Annotated in this window: 19 protein-coding genes and 5 pseudogenes; 8 read left to right on the top strand and 16 right to left on the bottom strand. The window is 73.0% G+C overall.

Translation table 11 applies throughout. From position 1 onward, the window contains the following. Positions 1–101 precede the first annotated feature (101 nt). Positions 102–2945: a putative bifunctional diguanylate cyclase/phosphodiesterase gene (locus tag BJF79_RS47025; protein ID WP_075907112.1), complete on the bottom strand. Its 2844-nt coding sequence runs from the start codon at positions 2943–2945 to the stop codon at positions 102–104. A gap of 410 nt (positions 2946–3355) precedes the next feature. On the opposite strand from BJF79_RS47025, the gene BJF79_RS47020 reads away from it, so the two are divergent. Continuing rightward, entirely contained in the window at positions 3356–4435 is a 1080-nt protein-coding gene (locus BJF79_RS47020) for a PQQ-dependent sugar dehydrogenase (protein WP_075907111.1), read from the top strand. A gap of 60 nt (positions 4436–4495) precedes the next feature. Here BJF79_RS47020 and BJF79_RS47015 read toward each other — a convergent pair whose 3' ends face one another. From BJF79_RS47015 to gatC, 7 genes and pseudogenes are all read right to left on the bottom strand, one after another. Continuing rightward, a complete protein-coding gene (locus tag BJF79_RS47015) occupies positions 4496–5215 on the bottom strand; it encodes a DUF4253 domain-containing protein (RefSeq protein WP_083734773.1) in 720 nt (239 codons plus the stop codon). A gap of 99 nt (positions 5216–5314) precedes the next feature. Then, positions 5315–5926: a Uma2 family endonuclease gene (locus tag BJF79_RS47010; RefSeq protein WP_075907110.1), complete on the bottom strand. Its 612-nt coding sequence runs from the start codon at positions 5924–5926 to the stop codon at positions 5315–5317. After that, positions 5926–6501, bottom strand: coding sequence for a hypothetical protein (locus BJF79_RS47005; RefSeq protein ID WP_075907109.1), 576 nt, complete (start codon positions 6499–6501; stop codon positions 5926–5928). Before BJF79_RS47005 ends, BJF79_RS47010 begins: the two co-directional genes overlap by 1 nt. A 43-nt stretch (positions 6502–6544) precedes the next feature. Further along, a pseudogene (gatB, locus tag BJF79_RS47000) lies at positions 6545–8020 on the bottom strand (Asp-tRNA(Asn)/Glu-tRNA(Gln) amidotransferase subunit GatB). Between the two features lie 14 nt (positions 8021–8034). Then, positions 8035–8163 carry a hypothetical protein gene (locus BJF79_RS64765; protein WP_262403595.1) on the bottom strand — a complete coding sequence of 43 codons (129 nt, stop codon included), beginning with the start codon at positions 8161–8163 and terminating at the stop codon, positions 8035–8037. 10 nt (positions 8164–8173) lie between these two features. Further along, positions 8174–9660: pseudogene (gene gatA / locus BJF79_RS46995) on the bottom strand (Asp-tRNA(Asn)/Glu-tRNA(Gln) amidotransferase subunit GatA). Then, a complete protein-coding gene (gatC, locus tag BJF79_RS46990) occupies positions 9660–9959 on the bottom strand; it encodes an Asp-tRNA(Asn)/Glu-tRNA(Gln) amidotransferase subunit GatC (protein WP_075907108.1) in 300 nt (99 codons plus the stop codon). The pseudogene gatA and the gene gatC overlap by 1 nt, the downstream one beginning before the upstream one ends. 158 nt (positions 9960–10117) lie before the next feature. On the opposite strand from gatC, the gene BJF79_RS46985 reads away from it, so the two are divergent. Beyond that, on the top strand, positions 10118–10360 hold the full coding sequence (locus tag BJF79_RS46985) for a DUF6458 family protein (RefSeq protein WP_075907107.1): 243 nt from the start codon (positions 10118–10120) through the stop codon (positions 10358–10360). Here the strand turns inward: BJF79_RS46985 and BJF79_RS46980 are convergent, their stop codons facing one another. From BJF79_RS46980 to BJF79_RS46965, 4 genes and pseudogenes are all read right to left on the bottom strand, one after another. Continuing rightward, positions 10361–12454, bottom strand: coding sequence for a putative bifunctional diguanylate cyclase/phosphodiesterase (locus BJF79_RS46980; RefSeq protein ID WP_075907119.1), 2094 nt, complete (start codon positions 12452–12454; stop codon positions 10361–10363). Positions 12455–12710: 256 nt separating this feature from the next. Then, positions 12711–14890: pseudogene (gene ligA / locus BJF79_RS46975) on the bottom strand (NAD-dependent DNA ligase LigA). Positions 14891–14947: 57 nt separating this feature from the next. Next, positions 14948–15966, bottom strand: a pseudogene (locus BJF79_RS46970) (methionine synthase). A 22-nt stretch (positions 15967–15988) separates the two neighbouring features. After that, positions 15989–16807: an LLM class F420-dependent oxidoreductase gene (locus tag BJF79_RS46965; protein WP_075907106.1), complete on the bottom strand. Its 819-nt coding sequence runs from the start codon at positions 16805–16807 to the stop codon at positions 15989–15991. A 180-nt stretch (positions 16808–16987) separates the two neighbouring features. Here BJF79_RS46965 and BJF79_RS46960 point away from each other — a divergent pair, with 180 nt between their 5' ends. Next, positions 16988–17764 carry an MBL fold metallo-hydrolase gene (locus BJF79_RS46960; protein ID WP_075907105.1) on the top strand — a complete coding sequence of 259 codons (777 nt, stop codon included), beginning with the start codon at positions 16988–16990 and terminating at the stop codon, positions 17762–17764. A 4-nt stretch (positions 17765–17768) separates the two neighbouring features. On the opposite strand, the pseudogene mnmA reads toward BJF79_RS46960, so the two are convergent. Together mnmA and BJF79_RS46950 are read right to left on the bottom strand one after the other, a co-directional pair. Further along, a pseudogene (mnmA, locus tag BJF79_RS46955) lies at positions 17769–18844 on the bottom strand (tRNA 2-thiouridine(34) synthase MnmA). 33 nt (positions 18845–18877) lie between these two features. Further along, positions 18878–19594: a DUF981 family protein gene (locus BJF79_RS46950; RefSeq protein ID WP_075907104.1), complete on the bottom strand. Its 717-nt coding sequence runs from the start codon at positions 19592–19594 to the stop codon at positions 18878–18880. 846 nt (positions 19595–20440) lie between these two features. Between BJF79_RS46950 and BJF79_RS64760 the strand changes: the two genes are divergently transcribed. Continuing rightward, positions 20441–20881, top strand: a complete 441-nt coding sequence (locus tag BJF79_RS64760) for a DUF695 domain-containing protein (protein WP_262403594.1) — start codon at positions 20441–20443, stop codon at positions 20879–20881. Here BJF79_RS64760 and BJF79_RS46940 read toward each other — a convergent pair. Then, positions 20869–21720 (bottom strand): DUF1206 domain-containing protein, encoded by an 852-nt coding sequence (locus tag BJF79_RS46940; protein WP_075907103.1) that lies wholly within the window; start codon positions 21718–21720, stop codon positions 20869–20871. The genes BJF79_RS64760 and BJF79_RS46940 overlap by 13 nt on opposite strands. A gap of 377 nt (positions 21721–22097) precedes the next feature. Beyond that, complete coding sequence (locus BJF79_RS46935; RefSeq protein WP_075907118.1) at positions 22098–23273, bottom strand: cysteine desulfurase family protein; 1176 nt, start codon at positions 23271–23273, stop codon at positions 22098–22100. Positions 23274–23394: 121 nt separating this feature from the next. Between BJF79_RS46935 and BJF79_RS46930 the strand changes: the two genes are divergently transcribed. The 4 genes from BJF79_RS46930 to BJF79_RS46920 form a co-directional block, all read left to right on the top strand. Beyond that, entirely contained in the window at positions 23395–23925 is a 531-nt protein-coding gene (locus tag BJF79_RS46930) for a TetR/AcrR family transcriptional regulator (RefSeq protein ID WP_075907102.1), read from the top strand. A gap of 115 nt (positions 23926–24040) precedes the next feature. After that, positions 24041–24658, top strand: a complete 618-nt coding sequence (locus tag BJF79_RS64755) for an MFS transporter (RefSeq protein WP_262403593.1) — start codon at positions 24041–24043, stop codon at positions 24656–24658. After that, positions 24637–25251 carry an MFS transporter gene (locus tag BJF79_RS64750; protein WP_262403592.1) on the top strand — a complete coding sequence of 205 codons (615 nt, stop codon included), beginning with the start codon at positions 24637–24639 and terminating at the stop codon, positions 25249–25251. Before BJF79_RS64755 ends, BJF79_RS64750 begins: the two co-directional genes overlap by 22 nt. Positions 25252–25322: 71 nt before the next feature. Continuing rightward, a partial coding sequence (locus BJF79_RS46920; RefSeq protein ID WP_143220985.1) for a serine/threonine-protein kinase occupies positions 25323–26164 on the top strand: 842 nt, incomplete at its 3' end.

Below are 26164 nucleotides of genomic sequence, written 5' to 3'. Positions count from 1 at the left end.
GCCGACCGTCAAATCCTTGGACGCAATATCTCGGCATGTGAGACAGATGTGGCGGCGGTCACGCCCCCCGCCGAGGCGCCTGCCCGGGGCGTCGACGCAGGTCAGCCGGGCAGAGGCAGCGGGATCTCGCCGGAGACGTCGCCGCCGCCACCGGCCAGGTTCGTCCGGACGAGCGACTCGACGCGTCCGGCCGCCATCGGCCGCGCCACCAGGAACCCCTGCCCGCGCGGGCAGCCCATCTCCCGCAGCAGCTCCAGCTGCTCGGGCCGCTCGATGCCCTCCGCCACCACGGTCAGCCCGAGGTCGCTGCCCAGCCGGACGATCGTGCGGGTGAGCAGCGTGCTCGTCTCGTCCGTGCCGAGCCCCGCCACGAACGACGGGTCGATCTTGATGACGTCCACCGGGAGCCGCCCGAGGTAGGCCAGCGACGCGTACCCGGTGCCGAAGTCGTCGATCGCCAGCCGGACGCCGAGGTCGCGCAGCGCCTCCAGCCGCTCCACGTTCGTCCCGTCGTCGACGAGGACCTCCTCGCGGACCTCCAGCGTCAGCGCGTGCGGCGGCAGGCCCGTCTCGTCCAGCACCGACGCGACCGTCTCCACGAACCGGGGCGCGCCGATCTGCCGGGCGGTGAAGTTCACCGACAGGCCGATCTCCCAGGAGTCCTCCCGCCAGCGGGCCACCTCGCGGCACGCCTCGCGCAGCACCCAGTCGCCGAGCGGCAGCATCAGGCCCGCCTCCTCGGCGGGGCCGATGAACTCCTCCGGCGGGACCGCCTCGCTCCCCCGCCACCAGCGCAGCAGCGCCTCCACGCTCGTCACCCGCGACGTCGCGAGGTCCACCACCGGCTGGAACTCCACCGCGAACTGCTCCTCGGCCAGCGCCCGCTGCAGGTCGCTGCCGAGCTCCAGCCGCCGGACGACGTCGGCGTGCATGTGCGGCGCGTACACCTCGACCCGGCCGCCGCCCATCTCCTTGGCGCGCGCCATCGCGAGGTCGCCGTTGCGCAGCAGGTCCGCGGCGTCGCGCCGGACGCGCCGCCCGGGGTCGGTGCCCCGGCCGGCGGGCCGCTCGTCGTCCCCGGCGAACGCGATGCCGACGCTCGCGGTCAGCGCGATCTGCTTGCCGCCGACCTGGTACGGGTCGGCCGACAGCACCCGCAGCAGCCGTCCCGCCAGCTCCACCGTCGCCTGCGTCTCCCGCTCGTCCGACGGGAGCTGCACCAGCACCGCGAACTCGTCGCCGCCCCAGCGGGCCACCGTGTCGTCGGCCAGCACGTTGCCGCGCAGCCGCCGCGCGGCCTGCGCCAGCACCTGGTCGCCCGCCGCGTGCCCCGCCGAGTCGTTCACGTCGGTGAAGCCGTCCAGGTCGACGAACACGACCGCGATCTTGTCGCCGGACTCCTGCCGGGTCAGCAGCTCCCGGGTCCGCTCCTCGAAGAACGAACGGTTCGGCAGGCCGGTGAGGCCGTCGTGGAACGTCAGATGGGCGACCTGCCGCTGCAGCGCCGCCTGCTCGCTCAGGTCGCGGGTGGTCACCAGCAGCCGTCCGGACGAGCCGCCGCTGTAGCGCGACACCGTCGACTCGGTCGGCAGCCACGTGCCGTCGGCCGCGCGGACCCGGCACGAGATGCGCAGCACGTCCTCCCCCGGCGGGGCGTCCACCGCCTCCAGGAACTCGGTGAAGACCTCCTCCAGGCGCGGCAGGTCCTCCGGGTGGACGAGCTCGTGCAGCGGGCGGCCGACCAGCTCCTCCGCCGCGTAGTGGTAGGTGCGCAGGGCGCCCGCGCTCGCGTACTGCACCGTGGCGTCCATGTCGCAGATCAGGACCGCGCCGTCGATGCTCTCCGACAGGGCGCGGAAGTGCTGCTCGCCCGCGTCGACCTCCCGCCGCAGCCGTTCGTTCTCGTGCAGCAGCGCCGCGAGCCGCGCCAGCAGCACCAGCGTCGCCGAACCCGCCACCAGCGAGACGACCGGTTCCACCCCGTCGCGCCCGGTCAGCGTGTGCCCGGCGATGAACAGCGCGGCCGCCGCCGCGACCGCCGCCGGGGCGATACCGGGGCCGATCATCCGGCCGCGCCGCGCCTCGGCGCCGTCCGGCCGCACCACCTCGGCGTCCGGCGGGATGTCGTCCGTCGGCTCCGGCACCGGCTCCGTCCACGGAACGAGCAGGAGCAGCAGCAGCCCGGCGAGCCGCAGGATGTCCGCCGGGTCCTCGGTGGGGGCGCCCCCGTGCAGCCGGACGAACGTCGTCACGACGTCGGCGACCGCGAACGCCGCCAGCGCCCCGTACCCCATCCACGCCGGACGCCGGTGCCCCCGCGCCGCGCCCAGCACGAACGGCAGCGCCCCGCACACCAGCGCGATGTCGATCAGCGGGTACAGCAGCTCCAGCAGGAACTCGGTCGGCGACTCCCCCGACCGGTGGTACAGCGTGCTGAAGACCGCGACCCACCCCAGGACGAACAGCCCGCACACGCACACGTACGTGTCGGCCGCGTACCGCAGCCACGTCCCCACGTCCCGCGGCGGGCTGACCGGCACCACCAGGCCGACGACCAGCGCGACCACGGCGATCAGGTAGAACAGGTCGGGCACCGACAGCGACAGCGCGCTGCGGCTCGCGTAGTCGGCGAGGGCGCTGCCGACCGCGCCGAGGAACCAGCAGGACGCCGCGATGCCGTACCAGCGCAGGGACGCCCGCCAGATGCCGCCCGCCGACAGCCTGCGCAGGCCGCTCGCGCCGTCGCCGTCCCCGCCCCGCGGCCGTCCGGCCGACGCCAGCAGGGAGACCGCCGCGGCGCCCGCCGCACCGGCCTCGGCCCACGTGATGAACGCGGTGCCGCCCCAGCCCGCCAGCGAACCGACGGCGTACAGCACGCCGACGATCGCGACGATGACGACCGGCAGGGCACGCGGCGGCATCCGCGTGGCGTTCTCGCCGCTCATCGCGCCGTGTCCCTTCCCGCCCCGGCCTGGAGCGCTCGGTCCCGGGGCGCGCGGCCACCGCGCGCCGGGGAATTCGGGGTCCGCACCCTCACCGGCCCGATAACGCCTGGAGGGTCGAGGATCGTGCCCCCGCGCAGGGTTCGGCGCGGGGCCGGCGGCGAGCATGTCGGCTGCGCCGGCCGGAGATCAGCTCCGTCGCTGCGATGCGGGATCACCGTGACGCCCAATGTACGTTCCGTAGGTCACGGAGCGATTGAGGCTGAGCGTCCTCCCGGCGACGAACCACCATGTAAGGAATCCCTTTGGGGGGCCGAAAGCCGAACGTCACCGATGCCCGGCATCACGCACGGTGACCATTTCCGTGTCCGAGTCGCCCCGGTCGTGCCATCCTGGGGGCGGGAGGGCCCATCATGCGCAAGCACCTGATCGTCCTGGCGTCGCTGACGCTCGCCTTGGCCGCCTGCAGCTCGTCGACCGACCCCGGCGAACCCGCGAGCGCCCCGCCGCGCTCGCCCGTCCCGTCCGGTCCGGCGACCTCGGTGCGTCCCGTCGCCACGGGCCTCGAAGTGCCGTGGGCGATCGCGTTCCTGCCCGGCGGCGACGCCCTCGTCACCGAACGGCAGAGCGGCCGCCTGCTGCGCGTCGCCCCGTCCGGCGAGACCTCGGCCGTCGCCACGATCCCGGGCGTCGATCCGCTCGGCGAGGGCGGCCTGCTCGGCGTCGCCGTCTCCCCCGCGTTCGCCGACGACCACCTCGTCTACCTGTACTTCACCGCGGCCGACGACAACCGCGTCGTCCGCACCACCTACGACGGACGCCTCGGCGCCCTGCAGCCGATCGTCACCGGCATCCCCAAGGGCTCGAACCACAACGGCGGACGCCTGAAGTTCGGCCCCGACGGAATGCTGTACGTGACGACGGGCGAGGTCGGCGACCCGTCCCTCTCCCAGGACCGCGACTCCCTCGGCGGCAAGATCCTCCGCGTCACCCCCGAGGGGAAACCGGCCCCCGGCAACCCCTTCGGCAACCGCGTCTGGTCCTACGGCCACCGCAACGTCCAGGGCATCGCGTGGGACGACCAGAAGCGCCTCTACGCGACGGAGTTCGGCCAGAACCAGTTCGACGAGATCAACCTGATCGAGAAGGGCGGCAACTACGGCTGGCCCGCGGTCGAGGGCGAGGGCTCCGCCGACGACGAATACATCGACCCCCTCGTCACCTGGACGACCGACGAAGCGTCCCCGTCCGGCCTCGCCTACGCGGACGGCTCCCTGTGGGCCGCCGCCCTCCAGGGCGTCCGCCTCTGGGAGGTGCCGCTGACCGACGGCGACACCGGCACCCCGAAGCCCCACCTGCAGGACGAGTACGGACGCCTCCGCGCCGTCGTCCGGGCCCCGGACGGCACCCTCTGGGTAACCACGAGCAACCGCGACGGCCGCGGCGACCCCGCGGATACGGACGACCGGATCCTCACCGTCCCCGTCCCATAACACCAAGAACCCGCATTAGGGGCGATCACCCGGAAGCCGTCGAAGCGCACCGAAAGGCGTTCAATCCCACCAGAAGCTCCACACGCGCCGCCCGACCAACCCCTCGGCGTACTCGTCGAGATCGCCCGGCCCCTGCCAGATGCCGTCGGGACAGAACGCCTCGTGCTCGGCGGCGACCGCCCGCGCGTGCTCGATCGTCACCGGCGGCGCCGCCACCGACACCCAGACCTCCGCGAACCCCAGCGCCACCACGCGCGCCCCGAACCGTCCCTCCCACGACCGCAGTACCTCCGTGACGTCCTCCGTGCCGGTGTGGTTCGCCGCCCCGTCCCACCCGGAGAGCGCGAGCGCGTCCGCGCCGCTCGCCGCCCGGGCGAGCCCGAGGAACCACGCTCCCCGCTCGCTGTACGCGTCCGCGAGGACGCATGCGCACTCGTCCGGATCGCCGCACCCGCCGCCGGGCGCGGCGAGTTCGTCGACGCCGGTCATGTACGCGCCGCGGCGTCCGAGACGCCGGAGCACCGCCGCGGCGTCCGGTACGTCGACCGCCCCGGACGCGCGCCGAGCCGCCGAACGCCACGGGCCGTCCTCGTCTCCGGGCGTGTACTGCAGGAGAAGCGGATACATCCCCGACTCCGCCCGCCGCGCGTACAGCCCACGCCATGGCCCGCCGACACGGAACAACGGGTCGTCCGACACCCAGAAGCACGTCTGCTCGGAGCCAGTGCCGCAACGAGCGGGCAGCCCGTCCGGCAGCGGCGGAAACTCGGCATCGCGCATGGCGGCAACCTAACGCCCACCCCCGACAGCCACCCCTGTCCTCCGCGGCATCAGCGGCAAAGGCGCGAGGCCCGCAGGCGGGCGCCGCCCGCCGACGACTCAGTACTCGAGCTCCGCCCAGTCGATCGTCACCGGGATGGGATTGCCGACCTCCGGCGCTCCGCCCTCGTCCTTCATAAAGGTGCCCGTGTGCTTGTAAAGCATGGCCGCCCGATCGAGTTGGTAACGCTCGATGACGGAGACCCCGGTGTCGTCCAACCGGACGATCCAGTAGTGCGGAATGCCAACCTTTGCGTATTCGCCGAACTTGTCGGTCGTGTCGGACATCTCCGAGCCGGGGGACACTATCTCCACCACAAGCAGCACATGCTTGGAACGCAGCCGCTCATCACCTTGGAGACAGCGGTAGAGAACGACGTCGGGCCGCCGTACCGTCAGTGGCACATCGTAAAGGCGCAGATCGACATCAGTGTCGACCTCAACACAACCGTAGCCGCTCCGCATCGCCGTACTGGCCTGACGCTCGATCAGGTTGGCCAGCCGACGGCCTGCCCGCTGGTGGCGGCGGGTAGGCGCCTCACAGAAGACAACGTGACCGTCCACGACCTCGATCATCTCGGAAACGCTTTCCGGGAGGCCCTCATACTCCTCCGCGGTCAGAGGTTGCGGCTGAATGCCCAGCAACCAATGATCTTCCGGCACCGCCGTCATTAGCGCACTCCCTGTGATCGCGCCGTGCCCGACACGCTCAGCATACGGTCTGTGACCACGTATTCGAGCCTGTTCACGGCCTTCCTTTCGATCAATCGGGCTGCGGCGTCGTAGGGCGCCGGTGGTGCAGGACCAGGAGCGCCGGGACGCCGGCGGAGGCGGCGGACGCGGCTTCCGGGACGAGTGGTGCGAGGGACCACGGCCAGACGTCCCAGGGGCCCGGGCCGGACGGGGGCGGGCCGGGCGGTGCGGGCTCCTCGCAGCGGTGTACCTCCAGGCCCCGCGCTGAGGCCCGCGCGGAGGTGGTCGCCGACCGTGTGGCGGTGCGCCACGAGGCGTCCGGGGCGGCCGTCGGCGTCGCGGACGGGCGGGATCGTGCCGAGGATCTCCGCGAGGACGGGCACCTCGACCCCGAACGCCGCGTTGGGGGCATCGTCGTAGGTCGGCGCCCACGCCTGGTAGCCGTCGACGACCTCGACGCGTTCGACGTCCACGGCGTCCGTCAGGGACGGGTCGTCGAGGAGGTTGGTCGGCGGATGCTCGTGGCGCTGGCCGGGACGTGCCCGGGCGGCCATCGGTTTCCGCCGCCCCGCGCGGTTGCGGGGCGGCGGGAACGCGTCAGGCCAGCTTCTCCAGGATGAGCTCGCGGGCGCGTCCGGCGTCGGCCTGGCCGCGGGTGGCCTTCATGACCGCGCCGACGAGCGCCCGCGGCGGCGACCTTCCCGGCGCGGATCTTGTCGGCGACGGCGGCGTTGTCGGCGATCACCTGGTCGATGATCGTGTTCAGCTCGCCCTCGTCGCTGACGATCTTGAGGCCCTTCGCGGCGACGACCTCGTCCGGGGTGCCCTCACCGGCGAGGACGCCGGTGAAGACCTGCCGGGCCAGCTTGTCGTTCAGCTCGCCCGCGACGATCATCGCCTGGACGCGCGCGACCTGCTCCGGGGTGATCGGCAGGTCGGCCAGTTCGACGCCCTGCTCGGTGGCGCGGCGGGACAGCTCGTTCATCCACCACTTGCGGGCGGACGACGCGTCGGCGCCCGCGACGATCGTCGACTCGATGAGGTCGACGGCCCCGGCGTTGACGACGTCCCGCAGTTCGAGGTCGGAGAGGTTCCACTCCCCCTGGATGCGGGTGCGGCGCGCGGCGGGCAGCTCCGGCAGGGACGCCCGCAGCTCGTCGACCCACTCGCGGGACGGCGCCATCGGCACCAGGTCGGGCTCGGGGAAGTACCGGTAGTCCTGCGCCTCCTCCTTGCTGCGCCCGCTGGTGGTGCCGCCGGTGTCCTCGTGGAAGTGGCGGGTCTCCTGCACGATGCGGCCGCCCGAGGACAGGACGCCCGCCTGCCGCTCGATCTCCGAGCGGACGGACCGCTCGACCGAGCGGAGCGAGTTGACGTTCTTCGTCTCGGTGCGGGTGCCCCACTCGTCCGCGCCGCGCGGCATCAGCGACACGTTGACGTCGCAGCGCATCGAGCCCTCTTCCATGCGGACGTCCGAGACGCCGAGGGACCGGACGAGTTCGCGCAGCTCCGTCGCGTACGCGCGGGCCACGAGGGGGGCGCGGTCGCCGGTCGCGGGGATCGGCTTGGTGACGATCTCCACGAGCGGGATCCCGGCGCGGTTGTAGTCGACGAGCGAGTACTCGGCGCCCTGGATGCGTCCGGTGGCCCCGCCGACGTGCAGCGACTTGCCGGTGTCCTCCTCCATGTGGACGCGCTCGATCTCGATCCGGTACGTCTCGCCCTCGACCTCGACGTCCAGGTGGCCGTCGACGCAGAGCGGCTCGTCGTACTGCGAGATCTGGAAGTTCTTCGGCATGTCCGGATAGAAGTAGTTCTTCCGGGCGAACCGGCACCATTCGACGATGTCGCAGTTCAGCGCGAGGCCGATCTTGATGATGCCCTCGATCGCGGCGTGGTTCGTCACCGGCAGGGCTCCGGGCAGGCCGAGGCACACCGGGCACACCTGCGTGTTGGGCTCGGCCCCGAACGTCGTCGGCAGCCGCAGAACATCTTCGACGCGGTGCCCAGCTCGATGTGGGTCTCGATCCCGAGCACGGGCTCGTACTTAGCGAGCGCGTCCTCGTACTTCATCGGCGTCACGACACTCACAGCCATCCCAATCCCTTCAGCGCCGCTTCGGTCCCGGCCGCCCGCGCCGCGTGCGCGGGAACCCGGGCGAGGGCCTCGACGTCGATGTCCTGTCCAATGTGCTCGATCTCGACGCGCGTGATCATGTGCCGCCGCCTAGAGGGCCGGGGCCTGCGCGAGCAGGGGGCCGCCCCAGCGGTCCTGCAGGGCGCGCTCGATGGCGGCGCCGACGCGGTAGACGCGGTCGTCGCCGAGGGCCGGAGCCATGATCTGGACGCCGACCGGCAGGCCGTCCGCGAGCCCGCAGGGCACCGAGACGGCGGCGTTGCCGGCGAGGTTCGACGGGATCGTGCACAGGTCGGCCAGGTACATGGCCATCGGGTCGTCGGCGCGCTCGCCGATCGGGAAGGCCGTGGTGGGCGTGGTCGGCGAGATCAGCACGTCGACCTGCTCGAACGCGGCCTCGAAGTCGCGCTTGATGAGCGTCCGGACCTGCTGGGCCTTGCCGTAGTAGGCGTCGTAGTAGCCGGACGACAGCGCGTACGTGCCGAGCATGATGCGCCGCTTCACCTCGGGCCCGAAGCCCTCGGCGCGGGTCAGCGCCATGACCTCCTCGGCGCTGCGGGTGCCGTCGTCACCGACGCGCAGGCCGTAGCGCATCGCGTCGAAGCGGGCCAGGTTGGACGAGCACTCCGACGGGGCGATCAGGTAGTAGGCGGGCAGCGCGTAGGTGAAGTTCGGGCAGGAGACCTCGACGACCTTCGCGCCGAGCGACTCCAGCAGTTCGACCGTCTCGTCGAACCGGGCCGTGACGCCGGGCTGGTAGCCGTCCCCGGCGAACTCCTTGACGACGCCGACGCGCAGCCCGCCCACGTCCGCGCGGCGGGCCGCGTCGACGACCGGCGGGACAGGACGGTCGACGGACGTGGAGTCCATCACGTCGTGGCCGCTGAACGCCTCGTGCAGGAGGGCCGCGTCGAGGACGTTGCGGGCGAACGGGCCCGGGGTGTCGAGGGACGACGCGAACGCGATGACGCCGTACCGGGACGAACCGCCGTAGGTGGCTTCGCGCCGACGATGCCGGTGACGGCGGCGGGCTGCCGGATGGAGCCGCCGGTGTCGGTGCCGGTGGACAGCGGCGCCTCGTAGGCGGCGACGGCCGCGGACGAGCCGCCGGACGAGCCGCCCGGGATCCGGTCGAGGTCCCACGGGTTGCGGGTGACGCCGTAGGCGCTGTTCTCCGTGGAGGAGCCCATGGCGAACTCGTCCATGTTCGTCTTGCCGAGGATGACCAGCCCGGCCGCGCGCAGGCGGGCCGTCACGGTCGCGTCGTACGGCGGCCGCCACCCTTCGAGGATCTTGGATCCCGCGGTGGTCGGCATGTCGCGGGTGGTGAAGACGTCCTTGTGCGCGATCGGGACGCCGGCCAGCGGGCCGAGTTCCTCCCCGGCCGCGCGGCGTTCGTCCACCGCGCGGGCCTGCGCGAGGGTCGTCTCCCGGTCGACGTGCAGGAACGCGTGCACCCGCTCGTCCACGGCGCCGATGCGGTCCAGGTGCGCCTGCGCGACCTCGACGGCGGACGCCTCGCCCGCGGCCATCAGCTCGCCGAGCTCGGCCGCGCCCTTCTTGACCAGCTCGCTCATCAGGCTTCCTCTCCCAGGATCCGCGGCACCCGGAAGCGCTGCTCCGCGGCGGCCGGGGCGCCCGCGAGCGCCTGCTCCGGCGGGAGCGAGGGCCGGACCTCGTCGGCCCGGTAGACGTTGGTCAGCGGCAGCGCGTGCGAGGTGGGCGGGATGTCCTCCGCCGCGACCTCCTGCACCCGCGAGACCGCGGAGATGATCTGGTCGAGCTGGCCCGCGAGATGATCGAGCTCATCGTCGCCGAGCGCCAGCCGGGACAGCCGGGCGAGGTGCGCCACCTCGTCACGGGTGATGGCGGACATGAGTAAACCGTTCCTGGATTCGATTGGGTTCCTCGCCATCCTATGGGGCGCGTCCCCGCCCGGCGGACCGAATTACGCTGGCACGACCCGGCGCGCCGTTTCGGATCCGCCTGGAGGGAACGCTTCTGTCGTCCCCCTGGACGACGAGAGGAGCCGGTGTGACCATCGGCGGCAGCATCGCACTGATCATTGTCGGAGCCATCCTGGCCTACGCGGTCGACTTCGATCTCAGCGGCGTCGACGTCCGGCTGGTCGGCGTGATCCTGATGGTCGGCGGGCTGATCGGGCTCGTCATCGGCCTGGTGCGGATCGCGGCGTCCCGCCGCGCGGTCGAGCGCCGTCCCCCGCCCGCGGTGCGCGAGGAGCGCTACTACGAGGACGGCCCCCGCCGCCCCTACTGATCAGGCAGCGGGTTCGGGGGCGCGGTCGTTGTGGCGGCGGAGCCACTCGGTGGCCGTCGCGGCGTCCATCGGGCGCCCGAAATGCCAGCCCTGCGCGGCGTCGCAGCCCATCTCGCGGAGGACGCGCGCGGTCTGCGGGTCCTCGACGCCTTCGGCGACCGAGCGCAGGCCGAGGGTGCGGACGAGGTCGACGATCGAGCGGACGATCACCGCGTCGTCCGACGACTCGGTGAGGCGGCGCACGAACGACGCGTCGATCTTGATCTCCTCGACGGGGAGCCGTTTGAGCCGCACGAGGGACGAGTAGCCGGTGCCGAAGTCGTCCAGGCTGAGGGGGATCCCCAGTTCGGCGAGCGCGGCGACGGTGTCGGAGGCGTAGGCGGGCTCGTTCATCAGGATCCGCTCGGTGATCTCCAGCTGGAGCGCGGCGGTGGGCAGGCCGCGGGCGAGCAGGCCCTCCTCGATGGTCTCGGTGAGGCCGGTGTCGAGGAGGTCGCGGCCGGAGGCGTTCACCGCGACCTGGACGGCGAGGTTCTCCCGCCACCAGGCGGCGGTCTGCGCGAGGGCGGCCTCGACGACGTAGTGGGTGATGGAGCGCATCAGGTACGTCTGCTCGGCGATGGACAGGAACGCCTCGGGTTCGAGGAGGCCCTGTTCGGGGTGCCGCCAGCGCAGCAGGGCCTCCATGCCGACGAGCTGGCCGTCCCGCAGGGAGATCTTGGGCTGGTAGAAGAGTTCGAGTTCGGACCGGTCGACGGCGCGGCGCAGGTCGCCGAGCATGGTGAGGCGCGCCGGGGAGTTGCGGTCCTTGTGCGGGGAGTAGACCTCGACGCCGCTGCGGGACTCCTTCGCGTTGTACATGGCGACGTCGGCGCGCTGCAGGAGGAGTTCGAAGTCGGGGGCGTGGTCGGGGAACAGCGCGATGCCGACACTGCCTTCGAGGTCGAACGACAGGCCGTCCAGCCGGACGGGTTCGCTCAGTGCGGCGCGCAGCCGGGCGGCGACCTCGCGGGCGGCGGCCTCGTCGCGGACGGTCGGCAGCAGCACCGCGAACTCGTCGCCGCCGAGGCGGGCCACCAGGTCGCCGGGGCGGACGCTGTGGGTGAGGCGGTGCGCGACGAGCTGCAGGAGGCGGTCGCCGGTGGGGTGCCCGAGGGTGTCGTTGACCTCCTTGAAGCGGTCGAGGTCGAGCAGGAACAGGCCGGCCCGGCGGGGCGGCGCGGCGGTCTTGCGGCGGCGTCCGCGCAGGTGCCGGTGGGCGTCCTCGCCGCGGGCCTCGGCGAGCGCCTCCTCGGTGCGGACGATCAGCAGCTTGCGGTTCGGGAGCCCGGTGAGGGCGTCGTGCAGGGCCTGGTGCTCGCGCCGGACGGACACCGACGCGTTCAGGTACACGGCGATGAACGGCAGGACGATCAGCGGGACGAACAGCGCGGAGCGATCCATCGCGACGACGATCAGCGGGGCGAGGCCGAGCAGCGCGAGGTGGACCAGGACCTGGTAGCCGAAGTCCCACCGCATGGCCTTGAGCAGGGAGACGCGCTCGTGCAGGGCGACGGCGGCGCTGACGAGCATGTCGTTGCAGAAGAAGTAGACGGTGCCGGCGAGGGCGATGGCCGGCAGGTCGGCGCCGTCCGGCACCCAGAGGCCGGAGGGGGTCGCCAGGTCGCCGGTGAGGGCGAGGGCGAGCTGGGCGGCGCCGAGGCTGAGGGTGTACTGGGCGACGTTGAACGCGATCCGGTGCGGGGTGCGGCCGCGGAAGATCCCGCAGGTGATGACGGCGACGGCGTGCAGGGCGGCGGCGACCGGGAGCCCGGCGTACAGCAGCGCGGCGAACGAGAACGTGGTGGAGGTCGTCGCGCCGTTGTTCTCGGTGGAGCCCGGGGTGATGATCGGCCGCATCTCGCCGAAGACGATGAAGCAGCCGAGGATCCAGAAGACGGGGTTGCCGAGGAGGGCGTCCAGGTCGGGCCCGGTGAGCCCGGCGAAGGCCGAGCCGCCCGCCACGATGCCCAGCACGATGACGACGACGATGTAGATCCACAACGGGGAACCGCGGCGCGGCGCCGTGTTCCGCGTGTTGTTCGGGTCCTTCATCACCATCCTCGGGGGGATTCGCGGGGGACGTCCCCCGGAAACCGGACGTGCCTGGGCCGCGGGGACGCCCCCGGGTGATACGTCCGGTGATTCAGGTGTGTCGTGATGAGAGGGAGAGTACGACCTCTGGCGAACTTCGCGAAACCGGTTGCGTACGTTCCGTTATGCCCGGATCGCCCCCGCCTCTCACCGTTGGGTAGTGGAAGTGTACCCCTGAGTAACGCAAACCTGATGGCGGCCCGTCAAGCACATTTCGTCACTCGTCCGTACGGACAGCGACTTTTCTGGCCGCATCCGGCCCATCGGAGAGCAGAACCCGGAATCCGTCCTCCTCCAGGACCGGCACGCCCAGCTTGACCGCCTTGTCGTACTTCGACCCCGGACTGTCGCCCACGACCACGAAACCCGTCTTCTTCGACACCGACCCCGACACCTTGCCGCCGAGCCGCTGCACCGCCTCGGTCGCCGAGTCGCGGCTGTACGTCTCCAGCGAACCGGTGATCACGACGGTGACGCCCTGCAGAGGACGCGGCCCCGCGGCCCCCTCGTCCTCCATCCGGACGCCCGCCGCGCGCCACTTGTCGACGATCTCGCGGTGCCAGTCGACCGCGAACCACGACGTGATCGACGCCGCGATCGTCGGGCCGACGCCGTCGACGGCGGCGAGCTCCTCCTCGGACGCGGCGGCGATCGCGTCCAGCGAGCCCATCTCGCGGGCCAGGTCACGGGCGGCGGACGGCCCGACGTGCCGGATCGACAGCGCCACCAGCACCCGCCACAGCGGCTGCCGCTTCGCCTTCTCCAGCTCCTCGAACAGCTTCTCGACGGTCTTCTTCGGCTCACCCTCCTTGTTCGCGAAGAACGTGACTTCCTTTCGCTCCCCCGTCTTCGGATCGATCTTGGGGGTGCCGCTGTCGGGGTCGAGCACCAGGCTCTTGATCGGCAGCAGCTCGTCCACGGTCAGGTGGAACAGGTCGCCCTCGTTCTGCACCGGCGGATCGGCGGGCTCCAGCGGCTGCGTCAGCGCGGTCGCGGCGACGTACCCGAGCGCCTCGATGTCGAGCGCGTTCCGGCTCGCGACGAAGAACAGCCGCTCCCGCAGCTGCGCGGGGCACGACCGGGCGTTCGGGCAGCGGATGTCGGCGTCGCCCTCCTTCTCGTACGCCAGCTCGGTGCCGCACTCCGGGCACCGCGCCGGCATGACGAACTCGCGCTCCGAGCCGTCCCGCAGGGCGGTGACCGGCGCGACGATCTCCGGGATGACGTCCCCGGCCTTGCGCAGCACGACCGTGTCGCCGATCAGGACGCCCTTGCGGACGACCTCGCTCGCGTTGTGCAGCGTCGCCCTCTCGACGGTCGAACCCGCGACCTTCGTCGGCTCCATCACCCCGTACGGGGTGCGCGCCCGGTCCGTCCCACGCCGACCTTGATGTCGAGGAGCTTGGTGTTGACCTCCTCCGGCGGGTACTTCCACGCGATCGCCCAGCGCGGCGCGCGGCTGGTCGACCCGAGCCGCCGCTGGTGCGCGAACCCGTCGACCTTCACCACGACCCCGTCGATCTCGTAGGCGGGGTCGTGCCGGTGCTCGCCGTACTCCGCGATGTACTCGCGGACGGCGTCCATGCCGCCGACGACCTCGTACCGGTCGCTGACCGGCAGCCCCCATCCGCGCATCAGCTCGTACGCGCCGGACTGGCTCTCCGGCCGCGTCCCGCCCTCCCAGGCGCCGAACCCGTGCACCAGCATGCCGAGCGGGCGCCTGGCGGTGACCCGCGGGTCCTTCTGCCGCAGCGACCCCGCCGCCGCGTTGCGCGGGTTGGCGAACGGCTCCTTGCCGGCCTCCACCTGCGCGGCGTTGACCTGCTGGAACCCCTCGACCGGCAGGAAGACCTCGCCGCGCACCTCCAGGACGTCCGGCCAGCCGTCCCCGGCGAGCCGGTTCGGGATGTCGGCGATGGTGCGGATGTTGTGCGTGACGTCCTCGCCGGTGCGCCCGTCCCCGCGCGTGACGCCGCGGACGAGCCGTCCCCGTTCGTAGATCACCGCGATCGCCAGCCCGTCGATCTTCAGCTCGCACAGGTAGCCCGCGACCTCGCCGACCTCCTTGACGACCCGCTCGTCCCACGCGAGCAGCTCGTCGGCGTTCATCGCGTTGTCGAGGCTCTGCATCCGCTCCAGATGCTCGACGGTCGCGAAGTCGGTCGTGATCGGCGCGCCGACCTTCTGGGTGGGCGAGTCGGGCGTGACCAGCCCGGGATGCCGCTCCTCCAGCTCCCGCAGCTCCCGCATCATCCGGTCGTACTCGGCGTCGGTCAGCGTCGGCCGGTCGAGGACGTAGTAGCGGTAGTTCCCCTCGTCGATCCGCTCGCTCAGCTCCAGATGCCGCTGCCGCGCGTCGCTGGGAACCTCACTGGTGGCGCCGTCGCTCGTGGTCATGCCCCCATTTTCCCCGGTGGCACCGACAAACCGGCAGGGGCGCGCCTACTTCCGCGCTTACTCCTGTGCCGCTTCGTGCAGCATCCGCGCCACGTCGCGGGAACGTTTCAGGGCTTGCCGGACGTACCGGGGCGAGGCGCCCGCCAGCCCGCAGGCGGGCGTGACGACGACCTGGCGCGCGAGCCGCTCGGGCGCGAACCCGAACCGCCGCCACAGCCCCCGGAGCGGTTCGGCCGACGCCCGCAGCGGCGGCAGCGCCGCGTCGGTCGCCGGGACCGCCCCGAGGAACAGCCGGACGCCCGCGTCGATCGTCTCGCCCACCACGTCGTCGTCCCGCTTCGGCACGTACCGCAGGTCGACCGACAGCGCCTTCGCCCCCGCGCGCCGCAGCAGGCCGAACGGGACGTCGCGGGCGCAGCAGTGGACGAGCGGGAACGCCGCGTCGTCCGCGCACACCGTGTCGATCGTCCGCCGCAGGACGTCCTCGGCCACCGGGGCCTCGACCGCCCGCAGCCGCCCGAACCCGCTCGCGGTCGGGACCGTCCCCGCGAGCACCCCCGGCAGGGCCGGTTCGTCCAGTTGCAGCAGGATCCGCGCGCGCGGGCAGCCGCCGCCGGACGTCGGCGACGTGCGCCGCCACGCCCTCCGCGAGCGACTCGGGCGAGGTCGCGGACGGCGCCCGGGTCCTTGATCGCGCGGTCGCCGTGCCGCAGCTCGACGGTCGCGGCGAGCGTCCACGGGCCGCACACCTGGATCTTGAACGGCCCGTCGTGCGTCCCCGCGACGGCCTCCAGCACGTCCAGGTCGCGCGCGAGGTGGTCGCGGGTGCGGACGGTGTCGCGGCCGGGCCGGTCGGAGAACCGCCACCCGGACGGTTCGAGGTGCACCGGCAGCTCGACCAGCAACCCGGCCGACCGTCCCACCATGTCGGCGCCGGGCCCGCGCGCGGGCAGTTCCGGCAGGTGCGGCAGCTCGGGCACCTCGCCGAGGACGACCCGGAGGGTCTCCTCCGGGTCGCTCCCGGGATACGAGCCGACACCGGTCGCCGTCCCCGGCCCCCACGGATATTCGATCACGTGCGAAAGCCTAGCGGCGTGGTCAGAGCAGTTCGGCCAGCTTGTCCAGGCGGCGCAGGGTGTCGGCCTCCGGTTCGGTCTTGAGGTTGAACAGCACCTCGTCGACCCCGGCCGCCGCCAGCTCCTCGACGGCCCGCGGGCTGCGCGGCACGCCGAACACGGTGACCGGCACGGGCCGTCCCGCGCGCTCCCGGATGTCGGCGATCTGCGCGGCCAGGGCGTCGGTGCCGCGCCCGTAGATCGGCATCCACCCGTCCCCGAACTCCACGACCCGGTCGGGCGTCGTCGGGCCGGCGCCGCCGATCAGCACGGGCGGGTGCGGGTCCTGGACGGGCTTGGGGTAGGAGAACACGGGGTCGAAGTCGACGAACTCGCCGTGGAACTCCGCCTCGTCCTTCGTCCACAGCTCCTTGACGGCCAGCACCCGCTCGCGCAGCAGCCGCATGCGCGTCTTCGGCTCGGTGCCGTGGTTGCGCATCTCCTCCCGGTTCCAGCCGGCGCCGACGCCGAGCATCGCCCGTCCGCCGGAGATCAGGTCGAGGGACGCGACCTCCTTGGCCAGGACGATCGGGTCCCGCTGGACGATCAGCGCGATCCCGGTGCCGAGCCGCAGCCGCTCGGTCACGCCCGCGATCGCCGACAGGACGACGAACGGGTCGAGCGTCCGGTAGTACATGCGCGGCAGCTCGTCGCCGCCGGGCCACGGCGATTCCCGCTTCACCGGGATGTGGGTGTGCTCGGCGAGGAAAAGCGACCCGAAGCCGCGCTCCTCCAGCGCCCGTCCGAGCGCCGTGGCGCCGATCCCCTCGTCGGTCACGAACGTGGAAACACCGAACTTCACAAGACCTCCAGAGTTGCGCCAGAGCCGCATGGTACTTCCGGCGTCCCCGAGGCGTCCGAGGCGGCGGCCGCCGGTTCGCCGGTGGCGCGGCGGGGTACACGCCGGAATGACCGGCGCGAACAGTGACCGTCCGGATACGGAACGCTATCCGGGACGGCGGCATCCACGGGGGACGGAACAGTGCAGCTGCGGTTCATCGGGACCGGGTCGATCCTCAGCGAGAGCATGAGCTCGTCGGCGATGATCGACGGCCGGGTGCTCGTCGACGCGCCGAACGGGTCGATGAAGGCGATGCGGCGGCACGGGCTCGACCCGCTGGACGTGGACGTCTGCCTCATCACCCACTTCCACGCCGACCACTTCTTCGACATCGTGTTCCTGTTCCTCGAACAGGGGCTGCGGCGGGCGCGGGACCGCGAGCTCGTCCTGATCGGCCCGTCCGGCTTCGAGGAACGCCTGGAGCGGCTGTTCGAGACCGCCTATCCCGGCACCTACGCCGACATCCGGGAGAAGGTGCCGCCGCGCTTCGTCGAGATCGGCGACCGGGGCGGCGACTGGTCCGGCGACGGGTACCGGATCCACGCGGTGCCCGTGGAGCACACCGTCCCCGCGCTCGGGTACGTGATCGCCGACGAGTCGGGGGCGCGGCTCGGGTACACGGGCGACACGGTGCTGTGCCCGCCGGTGGAGAAGCTCGCCGCCGACTGCCCGACCGTGGTGCTCGACACGAGCTTCCCCGCGGAGGGCGAGTTCGGGCACATGGGCCTCGCCGACGTCGAATCGCTCGCCGACCGCCATCCGGACGTCCGGTTCCTCGCGACGCACCGGGACGACGACGTCACCGGGTCGTCGCGGAAGAACATCGTGTTCCCGCGCGACGGGCAGACCTTCGAGATCGACGGCGCCGCGAAGCCCGCCGGGACGGCGTCCGGCGGGCTCGTCGGCGACCTGCTCTGACGCGTCAGGCGGGGACGCGCGCGGCCTCGGCGATCGTCGCCGACGCCAGCACCCGGTCGCCCTCGTACAGGACGGCGGCCTGGCCGGACGCGACGCCGCGCGCGGGCGCGGCGAGGCGGATGCGCAGGACGTCGCCGTCCCGTTCGGCCGTGCAGTCGTGGACCTCGCCGTGGGCGCGCAGCTGCACGCGGCAGCCGAACGGGCCCGCAGGCGGCTCGCTCAGCCAGATCGCGCGCTCGGCGGTGATCTCGCGGACGTCGAGGGCCTCGCGGGGGCCGACGGTGACGGTGTTGGTGACCGGGGAGATGTCGAGGACGTAGCGGGGCCGCCCGTCCGGCGCGGGGGTGCCGATGCGCAGGCCCTTGCGCTGCCCGATCGTGTACGCGTACGCGCCGTCGTGCTCGCCGACCTCGGTGCCGTCGGCGTCGACGATCGGGCCCTTGGCGGTGCCGAGACGCTCGGCGAGGAAGCCGCGGGTGTCGCCGTCGGCGATGAAGCAGATGTCGTGGCTGTCGGGCTTGTCGGCGACCTGGAGGCCGCGCCGCTCGGCCTCGCGGCGGATGTCGGCCTTGGCGGTGTCGCGAGGGGGAACATCGCGTGCGCGAGCTGCTCGGGGGTGCACACCGCCAGGACGTACGACTGGTCCTTGCCCGCGTCGACGCCCCGGCGCAGGACGCCGTCCTCCAGCCGGGCGTAGTGGCCGGTGCAGACGGCGTCGAAGCCGAGCGCCATCGCGCGGTCCAGCAGCGCCGCGAACTTGATCTTCTCGTTGCAGCGCAGGCACGGGTTCGGCGTGCGGCCCGCCGCGTACTCGCTGACGAAGTCCTCGACGACGTCCTCGTGGAAACGTTCCGCGAGGTCCCAGACGTAGAACGGGATGCCGATCACGTCGGCGGCGCGGCGGGCGTCCCGGGAATCCTCCAGGGTGCAGCAGCCGCGCGCGCCCGTCCGGTAGGACTGCGGGTTGCTGGACAGGGCCATGTGGACGCCGGTGACGTCGTGCCCGGCCTCGGCGGCGCGGGCGGCGGCCACGGCGGAGTCGACGCCGCCGGACATGGCGGCGAGTACGCGCAGAGTCATAGTCCTTCGAGCGTACGCGCCGCCGGGACCGTCCTACATCGTGTTTACGATCAGCCCGATGTGAGTGAAGTAGTTCAGGGCGCCGAACAGTAGGAAGGCCAGGCCGGAAAGTCCCCAGCAGACTCCGACGACGAGCGTCAGCGGGCCGCGCGGAGCCCGCAGCGCGAACGGGAACAGCACCGCGCCGATCCCGACGAGGGCGTACAGCGCCGAGATGAAGCTCGCCTCCACCATCGGATGGTCGGCCAGCAACCCGGAGATCGGCTCCTGCGGGGGCGCCGCGAACAGCTGGTAGTGGATCCCGGCGGCGGCGATGCCGAAGCAGGCCAGCCCCATGCCGAGGACGAACACCGACACCGGCCCGGCGAGACCGGCGACGTCCGCCGTCCGGTCGGGCCGCTCGGCGAGGGCCGTCCCGTGCTTCCACAGGTACACCGCGGCGGCCAGCATGAGGACGCCGAACGCCAGCGCCGGCTCACCGAAGATCACGTTGTCGAACGGGAAGCCGCCGGGCGCCAGCGGCCACGTCAGCGTCATGTGCAGGCCCGTGGTGGTGAGGATGAAGCCGAGGACGCCGAACGCGAGCGACCAGCCGGTGGGGTGCAGCCGCGCGTCCGGCGTCAGCAGCAGCCGTCCGAGCCAGACGACGAGCAGCAGCCCGGCGCCCGCGGCGACCGACATGACGGTGTTGTAGGTGGGCATGTTCGCCCAGTCGATCTTCAGCGGTTCTTCGGCCGCCGCCAGGATCATCTCTCCCCCTCCGGTCGGGATCCGGCGATACCCGGTGCGGACGTCCCTCCCACCGCGGGCCGATCACTCTTGACCGGAGCAGGGTGAAGGTTTGCCCTGGACGGGGCCTCGCCGGGGACACGGCGACGGATCGTCCGGCGGCTCGCGTAGGGTTACGTCGCGGGCTCCGTGAAGGCCCGGACCCCGTGACCCCACGACAAGGAAGAGACGTACAGGTGGGAATCTTCCGCCGTCCGCGCGACACGTCCGCCACCGCACCGCCCGCGGTCGGCGAGTTCTGGGAATGGTGGGGCCAGGCGCGCCCGACGATCGAGTCGTCGCTGGCGGCCGGTCCGGGCGACCCGGAACCGGGCGAGCCGCCGGGCGAGGGCCTGTCGGCCGACACGATCGAGGAGCTGTCCCGCCGCGTCCACAAGATCCACCCGGGGCTGCAGTGGGAGATCGGCGGCGCCGAGGACCGGGCGCCCTCGCTCACGCTGACCGGCGGCGGCGACCCGGAACTGCGCGGGCTCGCCGAACGGTGGGTGCGGGCCGCGCCCAAGGGCTCGGGCGACTGGAACTTCTACCCCGCGCGGCAGGCCGACCCGGAGATGCTCGCCCAGGACCTCGTCCTCGGCGACCACGAGTTCGACCTGGAGTACGTGCGGCTGGGCATGCGGGCCGACGCCGGACGCGCGAAGGTGCACATCACCGCCTACCACCCCGACTTCCTGTTCGTGCCCGAGGAGCAGCAGCGGCAGGTCGCGTCGCACGTCCTGGACTGGGCGCTCGGCGAGGACGACGTGGCCCGCTGGGTCGGCGACGTCGACCTCGCGATGGAGGCGCCGATCGACGCGCTGCGCCGCGATGCTGGGCGCGGTCGTCGAGCAGGTCGCCGAGCCGTTCGGGGACGCGGCGTGGCTGACCGGCGAGGGCCGCACCCCGCGCGGCCATCCCGCCCGGGTCGGCGCGCGGTTCCCGCTGCACCGGCAGGACTACCCGCTGTGCGACCTGCACGTGGCGATCGCCGTCCCGTACCTGCACGACAACCCCGACCGGCTGCCCGTCGAGCCGTCCGCGGGGGCGCTGCACGCGTTCGAGAAGAAGCTCGCCAAGCTGGGCGACCGGGCGGTCCTCGCCGTCCGCGAGACCGGCGACGGGCTGCGGGTCTTCCACCTGTACGCCGACCCCGACTCGGGCGTCGTCGGCGAACTCGACCAGCTCGCCGCGAACTGGCAGGAGGGCAAGGCGAAGATCTCCTCGACCAACGACCCCGGCTGGAAGGCGCTGGCCCCCTACCGGCCCTGACGGACGGCCTCTACCTTGCGCCAGCGTGCCTCGCAGCACGAGTACACGCCGAAGAGCACCACGCCGCAGGCGATGGCGACGAGCCCCCACGCCCCGGCGGGCGTCCCGGCGAACTCGCGGAGCGTGCCGTCCAGCCCGCGCGCCTTCCCCGGGTCGTAGGCGATCGCCGCGTACCCGAGGAACACCCCGGCCGCACCGATCACCAGGCCCCGCGCGGCGTTCCCGAGCACGCCGAGCGGCTCGACGACCCGCCGCGCGTTCCGTCCCATCTGCCCGGCCTTGAGCTCGTCGAGGAACGTGCGGCGGGCGGCGCCGTACAGGACGTACGCGCCCACGGCGAGGAACCCGGCGGCGACGCCCAGCACCAGCCAGCGCCCGCCCGGCTCCCCCAGCAGCCGCGCGGTGAACGTCCTCGACCGCTCGTCGCCCGACGCGCCCCGGTGCCCGAACATGAACGCGAGCATCGCCGCGAACCCGGCCCCGTACAGGACCCCGCGACCGGCCGACGCGAGCCGCTCCCGCACCCGGTGCCCGTCCGGAACGGGACGTCCGTAGACCGCCTCCGCGAACTGCCAGAGCGCGAGGGCCGCGAACCCGGCCGTCATGAGCCACAGCACGACCGTCCCGCCCGGTTCGCCCGCCACGGTGGTGAGGGCGCCGGTCCGGTCGGCCTCCGCGCCGCCGTCCCCCAAGGCGATCTGCAGCGCCAGCACCCCGATCAGGACGTACAGGAATCCGCGGGCGACCAGGCCCGCCCTCGACAGCCGGTGGAACCACGGATGCCCGGCCGCCTTGCGCCCCGCGTCCCGCACCACGCCGCCGTCCGCCACGCCCGTCATCGCTCCGGCACCTCGCAATCCCTCGACCAACGAACGGCAAAGCCGTCCCCGGTGAGAAGGCGATCAAACGTGAAGGAGTTTCGGGCGGCGGCTTCCACTCCGCTACGCTCCGTTCCAGCCGCCGCCCGGATAACGCCGCCCACGCCGCAGCCGAACGGGCGCACATCACGCGGCCCGGACGCCCGCCATGCGGGACCGGCGCGCACCGTGCGGGCGGACGTCCGCGACGCGGAACCGGCGCGCGCACGCGGGCCGGACGCCCGCCATGCGAGACCGGCGCGCGTCACGCCGACCGAGCGCTCACCACCCGAAACCCACACGGCCCGGACGCCCGCCATGCGGAACCGGCGCGCGCCGTGGGGCGCTGGGCGGGTGGGTCAGGTCAGGCCGGCTCGGCGGGCTCGGTCTACGGCGGGGCCGATGGCGTCGGCCAGGGCCTTCACGTCGGCTTCGGTGGAGGTGTGGCCGAGGGTGAAGCGCAGCGAGCCGCGCGCGCGCTCCGGGCCGGCGCCCATGGCGGTGAGGACGTGGCTGGGCTGGGAGACGCCCGCGGAGCAGGCCGAGCCGGTCGAGCAGGCGATGCCGCGGGCGTCCAGCAGCATGAGGAGCGCGTCGCCCTCGCAGCCGGGGAAGGAGAAGTGCGCGTTGCCGGGAAGCCGGTCGCGGGGGTCGCCGTTCAGGATCGCGTCGGGGACGGCGGCGCGGACGGCGTCGATGAGGCGGTCGCGGAGGGCGGCGAGGCGTTCGGCCTCGGCCTCGCGGCGGCGGGCGGTGACCTCGACGGCGGCGGCGAACCCGGCGATGGCGGGGGTGTCGAGGGTGCCGGAGCGGACGTCGCGTTCCTGGCCGCCGCCGTGCAGGAGCGGCACGGGGTCGAGGTGGACGGGGTCCTTCGGCTTCGCGAGCAGGAGCGCGCCGACGCCGAGCGGTCCGCCGATCTTGTGGCCGGTGAGGGTGAGGGCCTGGACGCCGCTCGCGGCGAACGAGACGGGCAGGCTGCCCGCGGCCTGGACGGCGTCGGTGTGCAGGGGGACGCCGTGTTCGCGGGCGGTCGCGGCGAGTTCGGCGATCGGCTGCACGGTGCCGACCTCGTTGTTCGCCCACATGACGGTGGCGAGCGCCACGTCGGAGCCGTCGCCGAGCGCGGCGCGGAGGGTTTCGGGACGGACGCGCCCCAGTTCGTCCACGGGCAGCAGTTCGACGTCGGCGCCCTCGTGGTCGGCGAGCCACCGGACGGTGTCGAGGACGGCGTGGTGCTCGACGGCGGAGGCGAGCACGCGGGTGCGGGCGGGGGCGGCGGCGCGGCGCGCCCAGTACAGGCCCTTGACGGCGAGGTTGTCGGACTCGGTGCCGCCCGAGGTGAACACGACCTCGCTGGGGCGGGCGCCGAACGCCTCGGCGATGAGCTCGCGGGATTCCTCGACGACGCGGCGGGCGTTGCGGCCGACGGCGTGCAGCGAGGACGGATTGCCGAGCTCGTGCAGCCGCGCCGTCATCGCCTCAACGGCCTCCGGCAGCATGGGGGTCGTCGCCGCATGGTCGAGGTAGGTCACCACGGCGTCAACATTATCCGCGTGCGGGGTGTTCCCCGTATGTGGCCGGTGGGTTAGGGGAATGCGCGGGCGCGACTCCCGGTTGGCGACTGTACCGTCCGGTCGGTACAGTGGAGGAATCATGACCAAACACGCCCTCCTGGACGCCGCGGAGGCGGTGCTCTCCGAGCACGGCACGCAGGCGCTGACGCTCAACGCGGTCGCCGACCGCGCGGGCGTCAGCAAGGGAGGGCTGCTCTACCACTTCCCGTCCAAGGAAGCGCTCGTCAAGGCGATGGTCGCGCGGGTCATCGAGGAGTTCGACGACCTGATCGGCGCCCATCTGGCCGAGCACGACGACGGGACGCCCGGCGCCTACAGCCGCGCGTACGTCGAGGCGACCTTCGAGATCCTGACCGGCGAGGCCCGCGCCTACCGGCGCTGGTCGGCGATCACGGCCGCCGCGACGGACCCGGAGCAGGCCGAGCCGCTCAACGCGGCCATGCGCCGCTGGCACGGCCGCGCACCGGCGGAAGACGCCGATCCGGTCGCCGCGACGGTCGTCCGGCTGGCGGCCGAGGGCCTGTGGGAAGTGGTGAGCCACGCGCCGGAGCTCTACGACGAGGAGCAGCTCGCGGCGCTCAAGCGGCGGTTGCTCGACCTTCTCGGTTAGCTCCGCGCCGGGCCGTCACCGGCCCGATGGAACGATCCAAATTCTCGGCCGCGCACCCGCGCGGCGCCGTCCGTCCGGGGTCCTTCGCCCCGCCGAGTCCAGAAAGAGGTGAACCATGCTGCCCCGCGCCCGTATCGGGACGTTCCTGACGTTCGCCCTCGCGGGCCTGCTCACCGGTGTGTGGGTCGCGCGGATGCCCGCGCTGGCCGGGAAGTTCGGGACGTCGGAGAGCGAGATCGGCATCGTCGTCCTCGTCTGGGGTCTCGGCGCGGTCGTCGCCATGCAGGCGCTGCGCGGGGTGATGGCGCGCGCCGGGAGCCGGGGCGCGCTGCGGTTCGCCCTGCCGCTGACCGCGCTGTCCTACGTGGCGGTCGCGGTGGCGCCGACGTACTGGTCGCTGCTGGCCGCCGTGGTGGCGTTCGGGATGACGTTCGGGATCACCGACATCGCGATGAACGCGCAGGCCAGCGTGGTCGAGCAGGCGTACCGGCGGTCCATCATGAGCGGCATGCACGCGGGCTGGTGCATCGGCGCGATGACCGGCGGGCTGTTCGGCGTCGCGACGGCGGCGCTCGGCCTCGGCTTCACCGCGACGGTGCTGATCGCGGCGCTGTTCGCGCTGCCCGCCGGGCTCGCGCTCGGCCGCACCTACCTGCCCGACCCGGACGCCGCCGCCGAGGCCGGGACGGGCGGGCGGCGGCGCCGGCGCGGATGCCGGCCGCCGTCTACCTGATCGGCGTGCTGGGCTTCATCGCGTTCATGACCGAGGGGTCGATCGCCGACTGGAGCAGCCTGATGCTGCACGACGAACTGGGCGCGACCGAGTCGCTGGCGGCGTTCGGGTACCCGATGTTCGAGCTGGCGATGCTGATCGGACGGCTCGTCGGCGACCGCGTCCGGATGCGGATCGGCACCCGGCGGCTGCTGGCGGGCGCCGGGCTCGGCACCGCGGCGGCGATGACGGTGGTGGTGTTCGCCCCGTCGGCGCACGTGGCGATCGCCGGGTTCTTCGTGACGGGCCTGGTCGTCTGCGTGGTCGTCCCGACGACGATCTCGCTCGCCGGGACCGCCGCGCCGGACCGTCCGGCGGCCGCGGTCGCGCAGGTCGGCGCGATGGGCTACGGCGGGCTGCTGCTCGGCCCGGTGGTGGTCGGTTTCCTCGCGGACGCGACGTCGCTGCGCGTCGGCGTCGGCGTGGTGGTCGTGCTCGCGCTGCTGATCGCGGCGGGCGCCCGGTTCGTCCCGCTGGGCGAGGGCGCCGACCTGGCCGCCGCACCGTCCGTCCCGGAACGGGACGACGCGGAGCCCGAGCCCGTCGCCGCCTGACCCGCGCGGGGGATTCGCGTGGATGATCCGGTATAACCCCTCTTCTGGCTTCAGCGGCGAAGGGGCGGCGGATGAGCGGGTGGCGGGTTCCGGAGTACACCGAGCTGCGCGTGCTCGGCGAGGGCGCGCAGGGACGGGTGGTGCTGGCCCGCCACGACGCCACGGGGCTGCCGGCCGCGATCAAGTACCTCGCGGCCGGGCTCGCCGACGATCCGGGGTTCCGGGTCCGGTTCCGGGGCGAGGCGGACCTGCTGCGGCGGCTGCGCAACCCGTACATCGCGCGCATGTACGGGCTCGTCGAGACGGGCGAGGGCGCGGCGATCGTGATGGAGGCGGTGGACGGCGCGCCGCTCAAGACGGTGCTCGCCGAGCGGGGTCCGCTGGAGCCGGAGGCGGCGCTGGCGGTGCTCAAGGGGTCGCTGCTGGGGCTGGCCGCCGCGCACGACCTCGGGATCGTCCACCGCGACTACAAGCCCGCGAACGTGATCGTCCGGGGGGACGGGCTGAGCAAGCTCATCGACTTCGGTGTCGCGGTCGACGCGGGCGAGGCGGGACGGGCGGGCACGCCGGTCTACATGGCGCCGGAGCAGTGGCGGGACGAGCCGTCCTCCCCCGCCACCGACGTGTACGCGGCGACGTGCGTGTTCTTCGAGTGCGTGACCGGGCGGCGTCCCTTCGCCGCCGAGAACCTCGCCGGGCTGATGGGGCGGCACCTGACCGCGCCGGTCCCCGCGGAGGACGTCCCCGAGCCGCTCCGCCCGCTGGTGGAGAGCGGCCTCGCCAAGAACCCGTGGGACCGCCCGGCGGGCGCCGCCGCGTTCGTGACCGAGCTGGAGACGGCCGCGGCCGCCGCGTACGGCGCGGACTGGGAGGCGCACGGCGGTGCGCACGCTGGCCGGGGCCGCCGCCGCGC

The organism is Actinomadura sp. CNU-125 (assembly GCF_001942465.1).
Classification (GTDB): Bacteria; Actinomycetota; Actinomycetes; order Streptosporangiales; family Streptosporangiaceae; genus Spirillospora.
Note: the sequence above shows the minus strand (reverse complement) of the source record. Positions and strands in the feature narration are given on the sequence as shown.

Bases quoted from the DNA above. Each gene is read 5' to 3' on its own strand.
- BJF79_RS47025 (WP_075907112.1), bottom strand. From the start codon at position 2,945: ATGAGCGGCGAGAACGCCACGCGGATGCCGCCGCGTGCCCTGCCGGTC.
- BJF79_RS47020 (WP_075907111.1), top strand. From the start codon at position 3,356: ATGCGCAAGCACCTGATCGTCCTGGCGTCGCTGACGCTCGCCTTGGCC.
- BJF79_RS47015 (WP_083734773.1), bottom strand. From the start codon at position 5,215: ATGCGCGATGCCGAGTTTCCGCCGCTGCCGGACGGGCTGCCCGCTCGT.
- BJF79_RS47010 (WP_075907110.1), bottom strand. From the start codon at position 5,926: ATGACGGCGGTGCCGGAAGATCATTGGTTGCTGGGCATTCAGCCGCAA.
- BJF79_RS47005 (WP_075907109.1), bottom strand. From the start codon at position 6,501: ATGGCCGCCCGGGCACGTCCCGGCCAGCGCCACGAGCATCCGCCGACC.
- BJF79_RS64765 (WP_262403595.1), bottom strand. From the start codon at position 8,163: ATGATCACGCGCGTCGAGATCGAGCACATTGGACAGGACATCGACGTC.
- gatC (WP_075907108.1), bottom strand. From the start codon at position 9,959: ATGTCCGCCATCACCCGTGACGAGGTGGCGCACCTCGCCCGGCTGTCC.
- BJF79_RS46980 (WP_075907119.1), bottom strand. From the start codon at position 12,454: ATGAAGGACCCGAACAACACGCGGAACACGGCGCCGCGCCGCGGTTCC.
- BJF79_RS46950 (WP_075907104.1), bottom strand. From the start codon at position 19,594: ATGATCCTGGCGGCGGCCGAAGAACCGCTGAAGATCGACTGGGCGAAC.
- BJF79_RS64760 (WP_262403594.1), top strand. From the start codon at position 20,441: ATGCTGGGCGCGGTCGTCGAGCAGGTCGCCGAGCCGTTCGGGGACGCG.
- BJF79_RS46940 (WP_075907103.1), bottom strand. From the start codon at position 21,720: ATGACGGGCGTGGCGGACGGCGGCGTGGTGCGGGACGCGGGGCGCAAG.
- BJF79_RS46930 (WP_075907102.1), top strand. From the start codon at position 23,395: ATGACCAAACACGCCCTCCTGGACGCCGCGGAGGCGGTGCTCTCCGAG.
- BJF79_RS64755 (WP_262403593.1), top strand. From the start codon at position 24,041: ATGCTGCCCCGCGCCCGTATCGGGACGTTCCTGACGTTCGCCCTCGCG.
- BJF79_RS64750 (WP_262403592.1), top strand. From the start codon at position 24,637: ATGCCGGCCGCCGTCTACCTGATCGGCGTGCTGGGCTTCATCGCGTTC.